Origin of the sequence: Ochrobactrum sp. CGA5, assembly GCF_006345815.1 — a bacterium.
Classification (GTDB): domain Bacteria; phylum Pseudomonadota; class Alphaproteobacteria; order Rhizobiales; family Rhizobiaceae; genus Brucella.
In genome coordinates this window covers 160,404-177,835 of record NZ_VCIG01000043.1, presented here as the reverse complement: position 1 = coordinate 177,835, position 17,432 = coordinate 160,404, and the positions used below count along the sequence as shown (strand labels likewise).

Sequence of the window (17,432 nt, the reverse complement as noted above, 5' to 3'; positions counted from 1 at the left end):
TATCTTTTACAATACCGCTTTTCTCTGCATGGCTTTAGCTGCATTCTCAGCGCAATCGAACCAGTGAGAATCGCGTAAATGGCAGTAAAATCATTTATTTACGGCTTCCAAAATGGGCGCAAGCGTGCTGCGAGGCAGCCCGTCGCTTTCCGTTTTGGAAATCCCGGTTTACTCCTTGTCTGTCTGGGGCTCCTTGTGCCAGGCCTTATTTCTCAGGTGCGGGCGGACCAGCTCAATGTCGTGCCGGTGGCAGTGATCAAAGCGGTTGCCAGCGATTATCAGCCAAAATTGACATTATCGGGTGCGATAGCGGCACGTTCGCTCGTCAATGTTTCGTTCCGTTTGAACGGTCAGGTTGTGCACCGCGTGGCTGAAATCGGCCAGCATGTGGAAAAGGGGCAGCTCCTCGCCAGTATCGACGACGTCGAACAGCAGGCCAATTTACGCGTAGCGCAAGCCACCAAGGATGCCGCACAGGCTCAACTCGTACAAACACAGGCCAATTTTGCACGGCAGAAGGCCTTGCTGGCACAAGGCTTCACGACGCGCAGTACCTACGATCAGGCAAACCAGAACTTGCAGACGGCGCAAAGTGCGCTTGCCAGTGCCGAAAGCCAGCTCAAAGATGCGCGCGACCAGTTGTCCTACACCGAATTACAGGCACCCGTTTCAGGCGTGATTACCGCGCGCAATGTCGAAGCCGGGCAGGTCGTACAGGCAGCGCAGACGGCGTTTTCGATTGCCGAGGATGGCCCGCGTGACGCGATCTTCGATGTGCAGGAAACGCTGGTCAATCATGCCAAGATCGGCATGGGCGTAACGATTGCGCTTCTGTCCGATCCTTCGATCAGCGCCGAAGGCAAAATCCGCGAAATTTCGCCGGTAGTGGATGCACAGACGGGCACCGTACGAGTGAAGGTGGGAATAGCGCAAACGCCACCCCAGATGGCCCTCGGAGCCACGGTGACGGGGACGGTTCATATGGACTCCGTGAAAGTCGTTGTACTGCCGTGGAGCGCAATGACTTCGGATTCAGGACGCACGGCTGTCTGGAGGCTCTCGAAGGATTCCAAGGTGGCAACGCTGGTTCCAATTAAGGTGCTTGCCTACGAAAAGGGGCGGTTGCTCGTTGAAGGCGGACTGCAGGAGGGCGAGCTGATCGTCACGAAAGGCGCACAGATGCTTCGCTCTGGTGAACCGGCTGATGTCGTGCAGGAACAGGAAGGACTGATTGCAAAATGAAAACGGCAATCCAGTTTCGTGCGATCCGGTCAATGGGCTGCGTCGCCGTACTTGGTGCGGCGGTTCTGTTGAGCGCTTGCGGCAAGGAAGAAGACAAACAAGCGGATACGGACGTTGTGCGCCCGGTTCTGTACATGGTGGTTGAGCCGAAGCCTGTAACGCAGACGGGCTTTGCAGGTACGATAGAGCCACGTTATTCCACCGATCTTGCGTTTCGTGTGCTTGGGCGGATCATCAATCGACCCGTCCAGGTAGGCGATCTCGTGAAGAAGGACGAGATGGTTGCAATGGTCGATCCATCCAATCTCGACCTTGCGGTTCAGTCGGCGCGGGCGGATCTGGCGAGCGCTGAAGCACAGTTTGCCAACGCGTCTGCCAGCGAGGAGCGCCAGCGAATCCTGCTGAAAGGCAACAATGTCTCGCAAGCTGATTATGATGCGGCAAAGCAGGCCCGCGACAGTGCCGAGGCGGGGCTTGAAAAGGCTAAGGCGGGGCTGAAAAAGGCGCAAGACCAACGCAGCTATGCTGTGTTGCGTCCAGATTATGATGGCGTCATTTCGGCAACGAATGCTGAAGTTGGACAGGTGGTTGCAGCCGGGCAAACCGTGATGACAGTCGCGCGTCCCGATATTCGCGAAGCAGTGCTCGATATTCCCGACAGCATGACGCAATATTTTGAGCAGGGCACGCGATTCAACGTACAGCTTCAGGCTGATCCCAAAGTCACGGGACAGGGGACTGTGCGTGAGGTTGCCCCCCAAGCAGATGCGCAGACGCGCACTCGGCGCGTCCGAATTGCTCTCGACAATCCGCCGGAAGGCTTTCGCCTCGGCGCTACGATCCGGGCGGCGGTGGCTGCACCCGAACAGAACCATGTGACGATGCCAATCCAGGCCCTGCGTGATGAAAACGGCAAGACTGGCATATGGGTCATCGACCCGCACAAGCAGACGGTTTCCCTTCACGATGTGCAGGTGATCGAACGACGCGGCGGCAGTTTTGTTGCCGGGGGTGTCGAAGTCGGCAGTTACGTTGCGATTGCCGGTGCGAATGAGTTGAAGGAAGGACAGAAAGTCCGCTTGGACGCGAAAGGAACGGGGCTGTGAAGAAGGGATTTAATCTGTCTGACTGGGCTCTGAACCATCGGTCCCTTGTCTGGTATTTCATGCTCGTCTTTCTGGTGGCGGGCCTGATTTCCTACATCGATCTCGGTCGCGAGGAAGACCCGGAGTTCACTGTCAAAACGATGGTCGTGCAGGCGAATTGGCCTGGTGCCTCCGTTGATGAAACGCTCAATCAGGTTACGGACCGGCTGGAAAAGAAGCTCGAAGAGCTGGATACGCTCGACTACACGCGCAGCATAACCACTGCGGGCAAGTCGGTTGTGTTTGTGTTCCTAAAAGACACGACACGGGCCGAACAGGTCAAAAAGTCTTGGACGGAAGTGCGACACTTTCTGAACGATATTCAGAATACGTTGCCGCAGGGCGTTCTCGGGCCGTACTTCAACGACCAGTTCGGTGACGTTTATGGCAACGTTTATGCCTTTACGTCCGATGGTCTTTCTATGCGGCAGTTGCGCGATTATGCTGAAAGCACACGGACGAAAATTCTGACGCTGCCCAATGCGGGCAAGGTCGAACTGATCGGTGCGCAGGACGAGGCGATTTATCTTGAGTTTTCGACGCGTCAGATTGCAGCGCTGGGATTGGATCAGCAGGCAATTCTGCAAGCTTTACAGGACCAGAACGCCATCACACCTTCCGGTGTCGTGGAGGCCGGACCGGAGCGCATCAGCGTGCGCGTCAGCGGGCAATTCAATTCGGAAGCTGATCTGCGCGCGGTGAACCTGCGTGTAAATAATCGCTTCTTCCGCCTTTCCGACGTCGCAACGATTACAAGGGGTTATGTTGACCCGCCGACATCCATATTCCGGGTGAACGGGCAGGATGCCATCGGCCTTGGCATCGGCATGAAGCCAAACGGCAATCTGCTTGAATTCGGTACGGCGCTCGACAAGATGATGAGCCAGGTGACGGCGGAACTTCCGGTCGGCGTCAAAGTGTTCAAAGTTGCGGATCAGCCCCAGGTTGTCACAGAAGCAGTTTCGGGCTTTACCGAAGCCCTGTTTGAAGCAGTTATTATCGTTCTGGCTGTGAGTTTCGTCAGCCTCGGGGTGCGTGCGGGCTTTGTTGTTTCGCTTTCGATCCCGCTGGTGTTGGCGATTACCTTCCTGGCGATGTCGCTGATGGATATTTCATTGCAGCGTGTGTCGCTCGGTGCGCTTATCATCGCGCTCGGTCTGCTGGTTGACGATGCAATGATCGCGGTTGAAATGATGGTGGCACGGCTTGAGCATGGTGATCCCATCAACAAAGCCGCGACCTATGTCTATTCGCATACGGCTTTCCCGATGCTGACGGGTACGCTTGTTACCATTGCGGGGTTTATACCAATAGGGCTGAATAATAGCCAAGCTGGTGAGTACACGTTCACCTTGTTCGTGGTGATTGCTGTTTCGCTGCTGGTTTCATGGATCGTGGCAGTTCTGTTTGCACCACTGCTGGGCGTCACCTTTCTGCCGAAGAAGATGAAGGCGCATGAGGAAAAGCATAGCCGTTTCTTCACAATCTTCTCACAGGTCCTGCTCGCGTCCATGCGACATAAATGGATCACGATAATTACGACCGTTGTGCTTTTCTTGGCTTCTGTTTTCGGCATGGGCTTCATCCAACGGCAGTTCTTCCCGGAATCTGACCGTCCAGAGCTGGTGCTCGACTGGACGCTGCCTCAGAACAGTTCCATCGGCGATACCAAGGCGCAGATGGAAAAATTCGAAGCGACTATGCTCAAGGATAACCCCGATATCGATCATTGGAGTACCTATATCGGGCAGGGTGCTATACGCTTCATTCTTTCCTTCGACGTTCAGCCCGCGAATCCATATTTTGGGCAGATGGTCGTCGTTGCGAAAGATCTTGAGGCGCGCGACAGGCTCAAGGAAAAATTCAACCAGGTTCTGCGCAAGGATTACGTCGGTACCGACGTCAATGTGAAATATCTTGAGCTTGGACCGCCGGTTGGCCGTCCGGTGCAGTATCGTATCTCAGGACCGGATATCCAGAAGCTGCGTGGTATCGCGCAGGATTTTGCCGGCATTCTGAGCGCCGACAAGCGGCTTGGAGTCGTCAACTACAACTGGAACGAGCCGGGTCGGGTCATTCGCGTCGACGTTATGCAGGACAAGGCGAGAAAACTCGGCATTTCATCAAAGGATATTGCGACGACACTCAACGGTATCGTTGGGGGGATCACAATCACACAGGTGCGGGATTCGATTTATCTGATCAATGTCATAGCTCGGGCCCAGAAGCAGGAACGTGACTCGATTGACACACTGCAAAGCCTTCAGATCGCAACCGGTAAAGGCACGTCGGTGCCATTGGCAGCGATTGCCAATTTCCGGTATGAGCTGGAACAACCGGTCATCTATCGTCGTTCGCGCATTCCGACGATTACTGTGGCTGCTGGGATCATCGACAAGACAATGCCGGACACGATCGTCAAGGATCTGTCGCCAGCCATCAAGACATTCGCCGACAAACTGCCGTCGGGATACTATATCCAGACGGCAGGCACGGTGGAGGAAAGCGGCAAGAGCCAAGGGCCGATCGCCGCGGTCGTTCCGCTGATGCTTTTCGTTATGGCGACGGTGCTGATGATCCAGCTTCAGAGCTTCCAGCGGCTGTTCCTTGTGGTGGCTGTGGCGCCGCTCGGTCTTATCGGCGTGGTGGCGGCCCTGCTGCCTAGCGGCAAGCCTCTCGGCTTCGTGGCTATCCTTGGCGTGCTGGCATTGGTCGGTATTCTCATCCGAAACTCGGTCATTCTGATCGTACAGATTGAGGAGGATATCCTTGAGGGTATGCATCCATGGGATGCGGTGATGAAGGCGAGCCAGCACCGAATGCGTCCCATCGCGTTGACGGCAGCGGCAGCAAGTCTAGCGCTGATACCAATTGCGCGTGAAGTGTTCTGGGGGCCGATGGCCTACGCCATGATGGGCGGTATCATAGCCGGCACGGCGATTACGCTACTCTTCCTGCCTGCCCTCTATGTCGCCTGGTTCCGCCTCAAGGAGCCGGAACGTAGCCCGGATGAGCCTCCAGCCGAGGTGCGTCCCGCTCCGCAGCCACATTAACAGAAAATTTCGCTTCCAGAGCGCCGATCAGTTTGAAACAGATCGGCGCTCTTTTCTTTGTATCAACGATCACCCGATCCGAATGCTGCTTCACACTTTTTCGGAATATGCGCGCAAGCGGACATTCTTCATGAGATTGTCACTTGCTATTGGTTCTATATAGGTTCTATCATGTAAGGCATGAATAGAACCACATTGATCGCTGCCATTGAAGGGCGCGGTTTGCATGATCCTCAGCTAACCGGGCCGCTTTACCGGAACCTTGCGCGCATTCTCGGTGAACTGATCGAGGAGGGGCAGCTTGCGCCCGCTGTAGGGCTGCCGCCGGAGCGTGATCTGGCGGAACAGCTTGGCGTCGGTCGGATTACTGTGCGCAATGCCTATAAGGAACTGCTGACGCAAGGCGTGGTAGAGGCACGACGCGGCAGTGGCACTTTCGTTGCTGAACGCCCGGCCCGCATCAGTCAGCATCTGTGGCGTTTGACATCGTTTTCCGAGGACATGCTGTCGCGCGGCAAGGAACCGGGCGCACGTGTTGTCACCAACAAGGTCGATAAGCCGTCCCCCGACGAGGCTTTCCGGTTGGGGATTGGCGTTGATACGACGGTGGTGCGGCTAGACCGTCTGCGTCTTGCCGACGGTGTGCCGATGGCTTTCGAACGCGCTGTGGTTCCACGCCATTATCTGGATAAGGATCGTGTCGAAGAAACCTCGCTTTATGACGCCTTGGCAAGGCGTGGCCACAAGCCGGTACGCGCTTTGCAGCGCCTGACAGCGGTTACGCTCGACCCTGGTACAGCACGCCTGCTCGGCGTTCACCGGGGTGCGCCCGCACTTCTTATCGAGCGTATCTCGCATCTCGAGGACGACAGGATCGTCGAATATACCCGTTCGCATTACCGCGCCGATGCCTATGATTTCGTCGCAGAACTGAAAATTGGAGAATGACTATGAACAGCCCTTCCTCCCTCATGCTGCAGGAAACAGAACAGTCACCTGCCGTTGTCGCCGGTCTGCTTGAGAAGGAGGCAGGTACGTTTTCGGAAATCGCACGTATTTTCCAGAAGAACGAACCCACCGTCATCACTACGGCTGCGCGCGGTTCGTCTGATCATGCGGCGACGTTCTTTAAGTATCTGATGGAAATCACAATGGGTATTCCGGTTGCATCCATCGGGCCATCGGTGGCATCGGTCTATGGTTCCAAGCTGAAGCTCCAGAACGGATTGCATTTTACCGTGTCGCAGTCCGGTGCCAGCCCTGACATTGTCGCGGCGCAAGACGCAGCAAAGAAAGGTGGTGCGACGACAATTGCAGTCGTGAACGTTGTCGATAGCCCACTCGGCAATGCCGCCGATGTCGTGCTCGCGCTGAATGCCGGTGAAGAAAAGAGTGTTGCCGCAACCAAGTCGTTCATTGCTGCCGTTGCAGCGCTGTCGGGCGTGGTCGCATCAGCCAGCGGTGATGCAAGCCTGCAGGCTGGGCTGCAACGCCTGCCGGAGGCGCTCGCCGCAACACGGCCGGATGGCCGCGAAGCCGTTGAGAATCTCCTCTTCAATGCTCGCTCACTTTATACCGGCGGACGTGGCACGGCCTTTGCAATCGCGCTCGAAGCCGCGCTGAAGGCAAAGGAAACAGCCAATATCCATGCGGAAGCTTTCTCTTTGGCGGAGCTCATGCACGGGCCGATGCGGCTTGTGGAAGAGGGTTTTCCGATCATTTCCTTCCTGCCGCGTGACGAGGCCTTCGACACCAACATGGAGGCTCTGAAGCGGCTGCATTCGTTCGGTGCGAGTATTGTGTCGTTGTCTGATGCGGAAACGCCGGGTTTCCGACTGTCATCGGCTAGCACCGGGAATGCACATCTCGACCCGCTGGTCTCCCTCATCAACTATTACCGCGTTATTGAAGCGGTTACGCGTCGTAAGGGCTTTGATCCAGACAAGCCGCGCAATCTCAACAAGGTGACGGTGACGGTATGACCAGGAAATCAGCAATAACAGGCGCACGCATTTTCGACGGTGAGCGCTTTCATGACCACAGCGCGCTGGTGTTCAGCGACGGCAAGGTCGAAGCAATTGTGCCGGAAGCCTCGCTCGGCGCGGCCCATGATATCGAGCGGCTGAACGGCGGCATTCTGGCTCCCGGCTTTATCGATGCGCAGGTGAATGGCGGTGGCGGGCGTATGCTCAACGATCAGCCGACGCCTGAGACCATGTTCACGATTGCCAAGGGGCATCGCAAATACGGAACGACGAGCCTTCTGCCGACGCTGATTACCGATACGACGCAGGTGCGTGACCACGCTATCGAAGCGGCAATTGAGGCGATCAAGGCCGACAAGGGCGTTGCCGGTCTCCATCTGGAGGGGCCGCATCTGGCTCCGGCAAGAAAGGGCGCCCATCTGGCTGAACTGATGCGGCCCCTCAATGACGCCGATATTGCGCTCTATATCCATACGGCTAAGCAGATCGGGACATTGCTCGTCACGCTTGCTGCGGAACAGGTCACGTCCGAGCAGGTGCGGCGCTTGAGCGATGGCGGTGTGATCGTCAGCATCGGCCACAGTGACACAACCGCCGAAGAAGCATTCAAGTGCTTCGATGCCGGTGCACGTAGCGTCACCCATCTTTTCAATGCCATGAGCCAGATCGGCCATCGTGCGCCGGGACTTGCGGGCGCGGCGCTTGATCACCCTGATATCTGGTGCGGTATCGTTGCCGATGGTCACCATGTCGACCCGATGGCGCTGCGGCTCGCTCTTCGAGCGAAACGCGGCGATGCTCATCTGTTCTTCGTGACAGACGCCATGGCTCTGGTCGGTTCAGACTCCGAAAGCTTCGAGATCAACGGGCGTGCCGTCCGTCGCGTGCCGGGCGGGATTTGCTCCAAACTTGTGTTGTCGGATGGCACCATTGCCGGATCAGATCTCGATATGGCGTCGGCGGTGCGTTTCGGCGTGGCCGAGCTGGAGCTGACGCTGGCCGAGGCACTTCGGATGGCGAGCCACTATCCTGCACGTTATCTGTGTCTCAATGATCGCGGTACGTTCCGTCCCGGCATGCGGATGGATGCAGTTCATCTTGATGAAGGGCTACTTGCGAAAGCCACTTGGCTTTCCGGTGAAAAGCAGATTGCGGGGAAGGGTTGATGACAGAAATCACCGATCGTTATTTCGATGACCTGATCGCCCGGCTCTCGGGTCTGCGTGATCGGCTTGCCGAGCCGATGACCAAAGCTGCCGAGCTCGTCGCCGCGGCTGCCAAGGCAGATCGCCGGGTCTATGTGTTCGGCACCGGCCACTCGCATATAATGGCGGAAGAATTGCACTACCGCGCAGGCGGACTGGCGATTACCGTGCCAATCCTTTGCGGAGCAATCATGCTGCAGGATGGCGCGGTGGCAAGCTCGCATTTTGAGCGCATCGAAGGGGCCGTTCTGCCGATACTCGAGCGGTATGGCATTCGTGAAGGCGATGTACTGATTGTTGTTTCAAATTCCGGCGTCAATGCGGCTCCCATTGAAGCGGCACGCTTTGCGCGGGAGAAGGGGGCTGCCGTTATCGCTGTCACCTCCGTCACCTATTCCAACGCAATCGCCAAAGGCCGTACGCAACTGCTTTCCCTGGCTGATGTCGTGCTGGATAATGATGCGCCTGCGGGTGATGCGGTGCTGGAAGTGGAAGGTAGTACGTTGAAGGTCGGACCGGTTTCGACTGCGCTTGGTGTCACGATTCTCAATGCTATTTTTGCCGATGTGGCTGCAAGGTTGGTGGGCGAAGGCGATGCGCCGATCTATCTCAGTGCCAACATGCCGGGCTCCGGCGATGTGAACCGTTCACTGGTTGACCGCTACCGTAGCCGCAACCCACATCTTTAAACTGAGCCGCACCTCGGAGCAGGGGGGGCGTTCAGAACAGAATTGGACAATCTTTCTTCTAAAGTTGCTTGATAGCGCAATCCCGTCAGTGCATTACGCATTCTGGCATGGCTGCGACCGCTTCGTGGATTAGGTTCGCGATGTGGTCGCCTGGCTTGCGCCTTCAAAAATTTGAGGAAGTCCGATGCATAATTTTGTCCTGACCGTCACCTGCAAGTCCACACGCGGTATCGTTGCCGCGATTTCGGGTTATCTTGCCAGCAAGGGTTGCAACATCATCGACAGCGCCCAGTTTGACGATCTGGACACGGGGCGCTTCTTCATGCGCGTCAGCTTTATTTCCGAAGAAGGCGTCGCCCTCGATGTTTTGCGGGAAGGTTTTGTGTCTGTTGCGGCGCCCTTTGATATGAATTTCGATTTTCACGATAATGCGCATCGCACCAAGACGCTGCTTATGGTGTCGCGTTTTGGCCATTGCCTCAATGATCTTCTCTATCGCTGGAAGATCGGCGCGCTGCCCATCGATATCGTTGGTGTGGTGTCAAACCATTTCGATTATCAGAAGGTTGTCGTCAATCACGACATTCCCTTCCATCATATCGCTGTCACTAAGGCCAACAAGCCGGAAGCAGAAACGCGCCTTATGGGTATCGTTGAGGATACAGGCGCTGAGCTGGTGGTTCTTGCGCGTTACATGCAGGTTCTGTCCGATCAGCTTTGCCAGAAGATGTCGGGCAAGATCATCAACATTCACCATTCCTTCCTGCCGTCGTTTAAGGGCGCGAACCCATATAAGCAGGCTTATGAGCGCGGTGTGAAGCTGATTGGTGCGACCGCGCATTACGTGACTGCTGATCTTGATGAAGGTCCGATCATTGAACAGGATGTGGCGCGTGTGACCCATGCGCAAAGTGCTGCGGATTATGTGTCTATCGGGCGTGATGTCGAAGCGCAGGTTCTGGCGCGCGCCGTTCACGCGCATATCCATCACCGCTCATTCCTCAACGGCAATCGCACCGTCGTATTCCCTGCGTCTCCAGGTTCATTCGCTTCTGAACGCATGGGCTGATCGACCGCCGATATTTACGCATTGACGGTCTGCAAATGGCGCTTTTCTGCGCTTCCGGTGCTCATGTATCTCAAAGTACACTCCGCTCCGGTTCTCGAGAAAGCACCATTTTCGCCGCGTCACTGCAAAAATCTCAACCGGTCGATGCGTTGCGGCTCATTGGAGCGCCGATCTGATTGGATCAGATCGGCGCTCTAACTATTTTTTTAACGCGTACCCTTCCCGAAAACCGTTTCACAGTTTTCGGGATGCGCTCTAAAAAAAACCCGCTACAAGCGGGTTTTTCTTTTGATCTCAGATGAGACCGATTAGTCGATGTCGAAGGAAACGCCCTGTGCGAGCGGCAGAGCCTTCGAGTAGTTGATGGTGTTGGTTGCGCGGCGCATGTAGCCCTTCCACGCATCCGAACCCGATTCACGACCGCCACCGGTTTCCTTTTCACCGCCGAATGCGCCGCCGATTTCGGCACCCGAAGTGCCGATATTGACGTTTGCAATGCCGCAATCCGAGCCTTCAACCGAAAGGAAGCGTTCTGCCTCCTGAAGGTTGAGTGTGAAGATCGACGAGGACAGACCTGCGCCAACTGCATTGTGCTGGGCCAGAACGTCGTCGAAGTCAGAATACTTCATGACGTAAAGGATCGGCGCGAAGGTTTCTTCGAGAACCGGACCTTCCTGCTTTGGCATTTCGACAATGGCCGGACGCACATAGTAAGCGTTTTCATGACCAGTATCGACGCGGTCGCCGCCCTGTACCTTGCCACCGTGAGCGGCTGCATCTTTCAGCGCTTTCTGCATGTTGTCGAAAGCAACCTTGTCGATCAACGGGCCGACCAGAGCGCTGGTTTCGAGCGGTGAACCAACGGTGACGCTGGCATAGGCCTTCTGCAGGCGCGGTACGAGCGCATCGTAAACGCTTTCATGCACGAAGAGGCGACGCAGCGTGGTGCAGCGCTGACCAGCGGTGCCCATTGCGCCGAATGCGATGGCGCGCAGTGCCATGTCGAGATCGGCCGATGGGCAGACGATACCGGCATTGTTGCCGCCGAGTTCGAGAATTGCGCGCGCAAAACGCTTTGCAAGGCGCGGACCAACTTCGCGGCCCATGCGGGTCGAGCCGGTTGCCGAAACAACTGGAACCTTCGGGCTGTCAACGAGAACTTCACCGACTTCACGATCGCCGAGCAGAAGCAGCGCAATGCCTTCCGGTGCTTCGCCGAAACGCTTGAGCGCGCGCTGGAAGATTGCGTCGCAGGCAAGAGCGGTGAGCAGGGTCTTTTCCGAAGGCTTCCAGACAACCGAGTTGCCGCAAACGATTGCAAGAGCAGCATTCCACGACCAGACAGCTACGGGGAAGTTGAAAGCGGAGATAACGCCGACAACGCCGAGCGGATGCCAGGTTTCCATCATGCGATGGCCAGCGCGTTCCGTTGCGATGGTGAGGCCGTAAAGCTGACGTGACAGACCGACTGCGAAATCGCAGATGTCGATCATTTCCTGAACTTCACCGAGGCCTTCCGAAGGAATCTTGCCTGCTTCGAGCGAAACGAGACGGCCGAGATCTTCTTTGGAAGCACGCAGTTCTTCACCAAGCAGACGGATCAGTTCGCCACGCTTAGGGGCTGGAACCGTACGCCAGGCGCGGAAAGCTTCGTCAGCCTTGTCGATGATCTTGACTGCGTCTTCCTTGCTGTGGGTCTTGACTGAAGCAATCTGCTCGCCGGAAACCGGGCTGAAGCCAGCGAGGTCGCCCGATGTGTAAAGGGATGAGTCAACGCCAAGCTTGGAAAGCAGCTCTGCGGCTTCCTTTTTCACGTCGAGTTTTTTTACAGCGGTATTCATGTTTTTCCTCTTAGCCTGTCAAATTATTATTCTGCTGCTTCAAGACCGCTCAAGCGGGCTTGTACAGCTTCGATGGATTCGCGTTCAATGCGGGCATAATGCTCGAATTCATTGAGAACCTTGGCACCAAGGTCTTGCTCGAAACGCTTCTGGTTGGGGCTTTCCACAAAATCCTGCGCGTCGTCGTCGCCCAGATTGGACTGGAAGATACCAGCGGCACTGACCGGCAGGAAGTCTTCATAGGTGATTGGGTCGAACTGGATTGCGCCGCCTTCGATCAGGGTCTCGATATCGGTATTTGCAGGGAAGGCTGCAAGACGTGCAGCATCCTTGACCGAATAGGCGAAATAGCCAAGACCTTCTTCGCGAATGCCTGCCCATGTGTCCGGGAAGGCCGCGAAAGTGTCGTTCAGCGCCTTAACATATTCAGCCGCATTCGAGCCATCGGGCGCAGGGCGGGCAATTGCGCGTGTGTCGTTGAGCAGCTTGTCGTAAAGCGCGCGCCCCTTTGGTGTGAGGGCTATGCCGCGCTGTTCGATTTCGCCGAAACGGGCAGTGTGGGAGCCTGGGGTCCATGTGCCATCGCTGCTGACGAATGAAACTTCTTCTTCCAGCGCCTTGAACGAGGTCTGGCGCAGAAGGATCGGGCATTTGCGGGTTGGTGGGCCTTCGACAACTGCCTTCGGGTTGATACCGCGATCGGGCATCTGAATCTGCACAGCGTCGATGTCGAGCGTGCGCGGCGTCAGGTGATTGATGTGTGGCCCCTTGAAGGAAACGACGTCGGCAATCAGCCGGTGTGCATCGTGGAGGCGATGATAAAGCTCGGCGCTGACATTGGCATGATCATGCCAGCGGAATGTTTCGAGCACTTCTGCAACGAATGTTTTCGCATCTGCTGCATCAAGGCCGCCATTGGCTTCCGCCTTCTCGACAAGCGAAATGGCGCCAGGCGTGAAGATATTGCGCTTGGAGAGAACCTCTTCTGATTCTTTGCGCAGCTTTTCATCGGCAATCAGATCGAGGCGCAGCAACGAGGTGAAAACACGGAACGGATTGTGCTTGAGGGCGCTATCGTCGATTGGGCGGAAGGCGGTGGAGTGCACTGGTACACCGGCAGCACTCAGGTCGTAATAACCAACGGGGAACATGCCCATGACTGCGAAAACGCGGCGCATCATGGAAAGCTCGGCTGCGGTGCCCAAGCGGATTGCACCATGACGCTCTTCGGAAATGCGTTCGAGAGAGTCTGTTTCCGTCAATCGCTCATGCAGATGGGTATCGTCTGCCAGAACCTTGGCGTTCACGTCCGCGACAAGCTCCATCAATGTGCCATAAGCAGGTACTTCCTGCTTATACATGGCAGACATTGCTGCCGAGAAAGCGGAGCGAATAGCGTCTGGCGAAATGATTTTATGCTCGTTCATTGCGAAAGCTTCCGTAGAACTTGGGTCATCTTGGGGGCGGACATGTTTTTTGCGGTAGGAACATGCCTGGATTATGATGAAAATGTATCATATCAGTGGTTTTGCCGTTATGATCGCGACGAACGCAACTATGTTAATGCGAGATTGGAATGAAGCTTAGCAGGAGACTGATCCCCGATATTGCCACGCTGCAGGCATTTGAATGTGCGGCCCGGCATGGCAGTTTCACGCAAGCTGCCAATGAGCTCAACCTGACGCAGAGCGCTGTCAGTCGCCAGATCAAGGACCTCGAAAGCCAGCTTGGTGTGTTGCTGTTTGAGCGTATCCGCCAGCGTATTCTGCTTTCTGATGCGGGACGCAAGTTCCTGCCGGAAGTGCGTCGGCTGCTCAATCAAACTGAGGATACGATGTTGCGCGCCATGGCATCGGCGCAATCCACATCCTCATTCAGTGTGGCAACTTTGCCAACTTTTGGCACGCGCTGGTTGATGCCACGTATTCCGGATTTTGTTCAGAAACATCCGGGTATAGCACTGAACGTAGCGTCACGTTCGGGTGTTTTCGACTTTGAAGAACAGCCTTTCGATCTCGCTATTCATTATGGCCAGCCGGTCTGGGCACATGCCACCTGTACTTTCCTGTGCTCGGAAGTCATTGTGCCGGTCGCCAGCCCCAGCCTCTTGAAAGCGCGTCATCCCGCGGCACCGGAAGAACTTGAAACTGAACCGCTTCTGCATCTGGCAACACGCCCCAAGATGTGGGCACAATGGTTTGAAAGCTGCGGTATTGAGGGTCAGTCTGCTTATCGTGGGCACAGGTTTGATCAATTTTCCATGGTGATCGGCGCAGCACTTGCCGGGTTGGGGTTTGCATTGCTGCCGCTTTATCTGATCGAACAGGAACTGCGGAATGGCGAATTGATCAAGCTTTTCGAGCAACAGATGCGGACCGAGAATGACTATTATCTCGTTGTCCCGGAAGGCAAACTTGAAAATCCGCTGACGCAGGTTTTCTGTCAGTGGATTGCGGGGCAGGTGGGAAATACTGATTATTCGATGCTCGTTCATTCCAAACCGGAATGAATTGTTGCACAAATAACGCTGTCCAACCGGCTTCCGCGGCGTGAAATAGAAACAGTCGGGCAGGGTGCCCGCATTCCACTATTTGAAATGGTTGCTCTCTATGTTGAACGATCCGCGCTCCCATGGTCTTTGGGAAAAGACCGCCCCTGCCGCTCCCAAGACAACTGTGCTGCAAGGTGATCTGACAGCGGATGTGGTGATCGTAGGCGGCGGCTTCACCGGTCTGTCGACGGCTCTGCATCTGGCTGAGAAAGGCACGCGAGCGATCGTTCTCGAAGGTGTCGAGATCGGCTATGGCGGTTCGGGTCGTAATGTCGGTCTGGTAAATGCCGGCATGTGGGTTATGCCGGATGACTTGCCCGGCGTGCTGGGCCAGAAATATGGCGACCGTTTGCTGGAAGTGCTTGGCAATGCGCCCAAGCTGGTTTTTGAAATCATCGAAAAGCATAAGATTGCCTGCGAAGTCGAAAAGCAGGGCACGCTCCATTGTGCTGTTGGCAAGAAGGGGCTCAGGGAACTTGAGGACCGCTACGAACAGTGGGCACGCCGTGGCGCTAATGTGAAGCTGCTGGACGCCAAGGAAACCGAAGCCAAGGTTGGAACCAAGGCTTATGCCGGTTCGCTGCTTGATCTGCGCGCCGGTACGATCCAGCCGCTCGCTTATGTGCGCGGACTTGCCCATGCTGCGGTTGCAGCGGGCGCGACTGTGTTCACAGGAAGTCCGGTGATCGGCGCTGAGGAAAAAAACGGTAAATGGGTAGTCAGGACCGCCAAGGGCTCAGTGACGGCGAACTGGGTGGTTGTGGCAACAAACGCCTATACCAATGCACCATGGCCAGCCGTGCGTGCCGAATTGGTGCACCTGCCTTATTTCAATATGGCCACGAAGCCGCTTTCCGACAATTTGAAGAAAAGCATCCTGCCTGAACGCCAAGGCGTATGGGATACGAAGGAGGTTCTTTCATCCTTCCGTTTCGACCAACAGGGTCGCCTTGTTTTCGGAAGCGTCGGTGCGTTGCGTAATACGGGCGCTGCGGTGCACAAGGCATGGGCAAAGAAGTCATTAAAGCGTCTTTTCCCGCAGATCGGCGAGGTAGAGTTTGAGGCTGAGTGGTATGGCAAGATCGGCATGACCGATGACAGCCTGCCGAAGTTCCACCGTCTTGGCCGTAACGTGGTGGGCTTCTCCGGCTACAATGGCCGTGGTATCGCACCGGGCACGGTATTCGGCAAACTGATTTCGCAACTTGTATCAGGTGAGATTTCGGAGGCGGACCTGCCACTGCCTGTCAGCGATCCGAAAGAACAGAATTTCCGCGGTCTGCGTGAGGCCTATTACGAGGTCGGCGCACAGGTTGCGCATGTAGCCGAAATGGTTATTTAAGTTTTCACAACCTGTCATAAAACTGCAGCGCGTTTCCTCTATTGCCATCCGCGTCTTCCCTTGTTTGGGGAAGTGCGGGCGGCGTGAGGCACAGGCAATCGATGTGACAAAAGCTCTCCGCAGAGGAAAATTCTGCCGGAGAGCTTTTTGCTTGTACGGCACCCAGATGCAGGATGTTTGACAGGTGCACCATGAACGGAAATGATCGTGCCTATCGCCATGGCCGTATCTGCACGCTATCACTTCGCACGCGTCAGGATTGTACCGGCATTGCCGGTCCTGCTGGCGAACACTATACAGAAATTCGAGGAGCGAATCCCATGAACAAGATGCTGAAGCGGGCTGCTGTCGTACCAGCGCTTCTTGCTCTTTCCATCGCCGTGGCACAGGCCGACACGCTGACGCTTTACACATCACAGCCCGAAGCGGATGCGACCAAGACAGTTGAAGCTTTTCGCAAGGCCAACCCGGATACGGATGTGCAGATTTTCCGTTCCGGTACGAGCGAACTCCTCACCAAGCTGGCCGCCGAGTTTTCGGCCGGCGCACCGCAGCCGGATGTTTTGCTCATCGCTGATGCTGTGACGATGGAAAGCCTCAAGAAGGACAAGCGGCTGTTGGCTTATCCGGAAGCCAAGGTTGATGGTTTTGCTGCCGATGCCTATGACGCCGACAAGACCTATTTCGGTTCGAAGCTGATCACCACCGGCATTGCCTATAATACCGCTGTGGCCCAGAAGCCGGAACATTGGGCTGACCTGACCAAGGCGGATTACAAGGGGCAGGTGGTCATGCCGAGTCCGCTTTATTCGGGCGCTGCCGCCTATCTATTGAGTGGTTTTGCGCTCAATAAGGAGCTCGGCTGGGACTATTTCAAGAACCTGAAGGCCAACGATCTGGCAAGCGTTAAAGGCAATGGCGCTGTGCTGAAGTCGGTTGCGAGCGGCGAAAAGCCATACGGTATTCTCGTTGACTTCATGGCGCTCAACGCCAAGGCCAAGGGTTCGCCGGTCGAGTTCGTCTTCCCGTCGGAAGGCGTGCCTGCCGTGACCGAACCGGTTGCGATCATGGCAACCGCCAAGAACGTTGACGGTGCCAAGAAGTTTGTTGATTTCATCCTGTCGGATGATGGTCAGAAGCTGGCACTTGAACAGGGTTATCTGCCTGCCAAGGAAGGTGTTGGCCGCCCTGCTTGGCTACCGGAAGGCACCAAGATCAACATCATGTCTATCGACACCCAGAAGGTTCTCGATCAGACTGATGCCGACAAGAAGCAGTTCTCCGAATTGTTTGGCGGATAAGGCATTTCG

13 protein-coding genes are annotated in these 17,432 nt (G+C 55.9%); 11 read left to right on the top strand and 2 right to left on the bottom strand.

Annotated features, from left to right (window positions below; genetic code table 11):
• Positions 1-78: 78 nt before the first annotated feature.
• The 8 genes from FJQ48_RS21400 to purU all read left to right on the top strand — a co-directional run bounded on the left by FJQ48_RS21400 (position 79) and on the right by purU (position 10,388).
• The gene (locus FJQ48_RS21400) at positions 79-1,242 is read left to right on the top strand and encodes an efflux RND transporter periplasmic adaptor subunit (RefSeq protein ID WP_139976934.1); all 1,164 of its coding nucleotides are present in this window, start codon (positions 79-81) and stop codon (positions 1,240-1,242) included.
• Complete coding sequence (locus FJQ48_RS21395; RefSeq protein ID WP_139976933.1) at positions 1,239-2,348, top strand: efflux RND transporter periplasmic adaptor subunit; 1,110 nt, start codon at positions 1,239-1,241, stop codon at positions 2,346-2,348. Before FJQ48_RS21400 ends, FJQ48_RS21395 begins: the two co-directional genes overlap by 4 nt.
• Entirely contained in the window at positions 2,345-5,440 is a 3,096-nt protein-coding gene (locus FJQ48_RS21390; RefSeq protein WP_139976932.1) for an efflux RND transporter permease subunit, read from the top strand. The genes FJQ48_RS21395 and FJQ48_RS21390 overlap by 4 nt, the downstream gene beginning before the upstream one ends.
• A gap of 180 nt (positions 5,441-5,620) precedes the next feature.
• Positions 5,621-6,388 (top strand): GntR family transcriptional regulator, encoded by a 768-nt coding sequence (locus FJQ48_RS21385; protein ID WP_139976931.1) that lies wholly within the window; start codon positions 5,621-5,623, stop codon positions 6,386-6,388.
• Between the two features lie 2 nt (positions 6,389-6,390).
• Positions 6,391-7,422: an SIS domain-containing protein gene (locus FJQ48_RS21380; protein WP_139976930.1), complete on the top strand. Its 1,032-nt coding sequence runs from the start codon at positions 6,391-6,393 to the stop codon at positions 7,420-7,422.
• Positions 7,419-8,591: an N-acetylglucosamine-6-phosphate deacetylase gene (nagA, locus tag FJQ48_RS21375; RefSeq protein WP_139976929.1), complete on the top strand. Its 1,173-nt coding sequence runs from the start codon at positions 7,419-7,421 to the stop codon at positions 8,589-8,591. The genes FJQ48_RS21380 and nagA overlap by 4 nt, the downstream gene beginning before the upstream one ends.
• On the top strand, positions 8,591-9,319 hold the full coding sequence (locus FJQ48_RS21370; protein WP_139976928.1) for a sugar isomerase domain-containing protein: 729 nt from the start codon (positions 8,591-8,593) through the stop codon (positions 9,317-9,319). The genes nagA and FJQ48_RS21370 overlap by 1 nt, the downstream gene beginning before the upstream one ends.
• A 184-nt stretch (positions 9,320-9,503) precedes the next feature.
• Positions 9,504-10,388 carry a formyltetrahydrofolate deformylase gene (purU, locus tag FJQ48_RS21365; RefSeq protein ID WP_139976927.1) on the top strand — a complete coding sequence of 295 codons (885 nt, stop codon included), beginning with the start codon at positions 9,504-9,506 and terminating at the stop codon, positions 10,386-10,388.
• 308 nt (positions 10,389-10,696) lie between these two features.
• Here the strand turns inward: purU and FJQ48_RS21360 are convergent, their stop codons facing one another.
• Entirely contained in the window at positions 10,697-12,229 is a 1,533-nt protein-coding gene (locus FJQ48_RS21360; protein ID WP_139976926.1) for an aldehyde dehydrogenase family protein, read from the bottom strand.
• A 26-nt stretch (positions 12,230-12,255) separates the two neighbouring features.
• Positions 12,256-13,656, bottom strand: coding sequence for a VOC family protein (locus tag FJQ48_RS21355; protein WP_139976925.1), 1,401 nt, complete (start codon positions 13,654-13,656; stop codon positions 12,256-12,258).
• A gap of 149 nt (positions 13,657-13,805) precedes the next feature.
• On the opposite strand from FJQ48_RS21355, the gene FJQ48_RS21350 reads away from it, so the two are divergent.
• The 3 genes from FJQ48_RS21350 (at position 13,806) to FJQ48_RS21340 (ending at position 17,423) form a co-directional block, all read left to right on the top strand.
• Positions 13,806-14,738 carry a LysR family transcriptional regulator gene (locus FJQ48_RS21350; RefSeq protein ID WP_139976924.1) on the top strand — a complete coding sequence of 311 codons (933 nt, stop codon included), beginning with the start codon at positions 13,806-13,808 and terminating at the stop codon, positions 14,736-14,738.
• 100 nt (positions 14,739-14,838) lie between these two features.
• On the top strand, positions 14,839-16,122 hold the full coding sequence (locus FJQ48_RS21345; RefSeq protein WP_139976923.1) for an FAD-binding oxidoreductase: 1,284 nt from the start codon (positions 14,839-14,841) through the stop codon (positions 16,120-16,122).
• A gap of 320 nt (positions 16,123-16,442) precedes the next feature.
• Positions 16,443-17,423, top strand: a complete 981-nt coding sequence (locus FJQ48_RS21340) for an ABC transporter substrate-binding protein (RefSeq protein ID WP_139977083.1) — start codon at positions 16,443-16,445, stop codon at positions 17,421-17,423.
• The last annotated feature ends 9 nt before the right edge of the window (positions 17,424-17,432 follow it).

What these genes read in the sequence shown, in the direction of transcription:
- FJQ48_RS21340 (WP_139977083.1), top strand. Translation starts at nt 16,443, where the DNA reads ATGAACAAGATGCTGAAGCGGGCTGCTGTCGTACCAGCGCTTCTTGCT.
- FJQ48_RS21380 (WP_139976930.1), top strand. Translation starts at nt 6,391, where the DNA reads ATGAACAGCCCTTCCTCCCTCATGCTGCAGGAAACAGAACAGTCACCT.
- nagA (WP_139976929.1), top strand. Translation starts at nt 7,419, where the DNA reads ATGACCAGGAAATCAGCAATAACAGGCGCACGCATTTTCGACGGTGAG.
- FJQ48_RS21350 (WP_139976924.1), top strand. Translation starts at nt 13,806, where the DNA reads ATGAAGCTTAGCAGGAGACTGATCCCCGATATTGCCACGCTGCAGGCA.
- FJQ48_RS21400 (WP_139976934.1), top strand. Translation starts at nt 79, where the DNA reads ATGGCAGTAAAATCATTTATTTACGGCTTCCAAAATGGGCGCAAGCGT.
- FJQ48_RS21355 (WP_139976925.1), bottom strand. Translation starts at nt 13,656, where the DNA reads ATGAACGAGCATAAAATCATTTCGCCAGACGCTATTCGCTCCGCTTTC.
- FJQ48_RS21370 (WP_139976928.1), top strand. Translation starts at nt 8,591, where the DNA reads ATGACAGAAATCACCGATCGTTATTTCGATGACCTGATCGCCCGGCTC.
- FJQ48_RS21385 (WP_139976931.1), top strand. Translation starts at nt 5,621, where the DNA reads ATGAATAGAACCACATTGATCGCTGCCATTGAAGGGCGCGGTTTGCAT.
- FJQ48_RS21395 (WP_139976933.1), top strand. Translation starts at nt 1,239, where the DNA reads ATGAAAACGGCAATCCAGTTTCGTGCGATCCGGTCAATGGGCTGCGTC.
- FJQ48_RS21360 (WP_139976926.1), bottom strand. Translation starts at nt 12,229, where the DNA reads ATGAATACCGCTGTAAAAAAACTCGACGTGAAAAAGGAAGCCGCAGAG.
- FJQ48_RS21345 (WP_139976923.1), top strand. Translation starts at nt 14,839, where the DNA reads ATGTTGAACGATCCGCGCTCCCATGGTCTTTGGGAAAAGACCGCCCCT.
- purU (WP_139976927.1), top strand. Translation starts at nt 9,504, where the DNA reads ATGCATAATTTTGTCCTGACCGTCACCTGCAAGTCCACACGCGGTATC.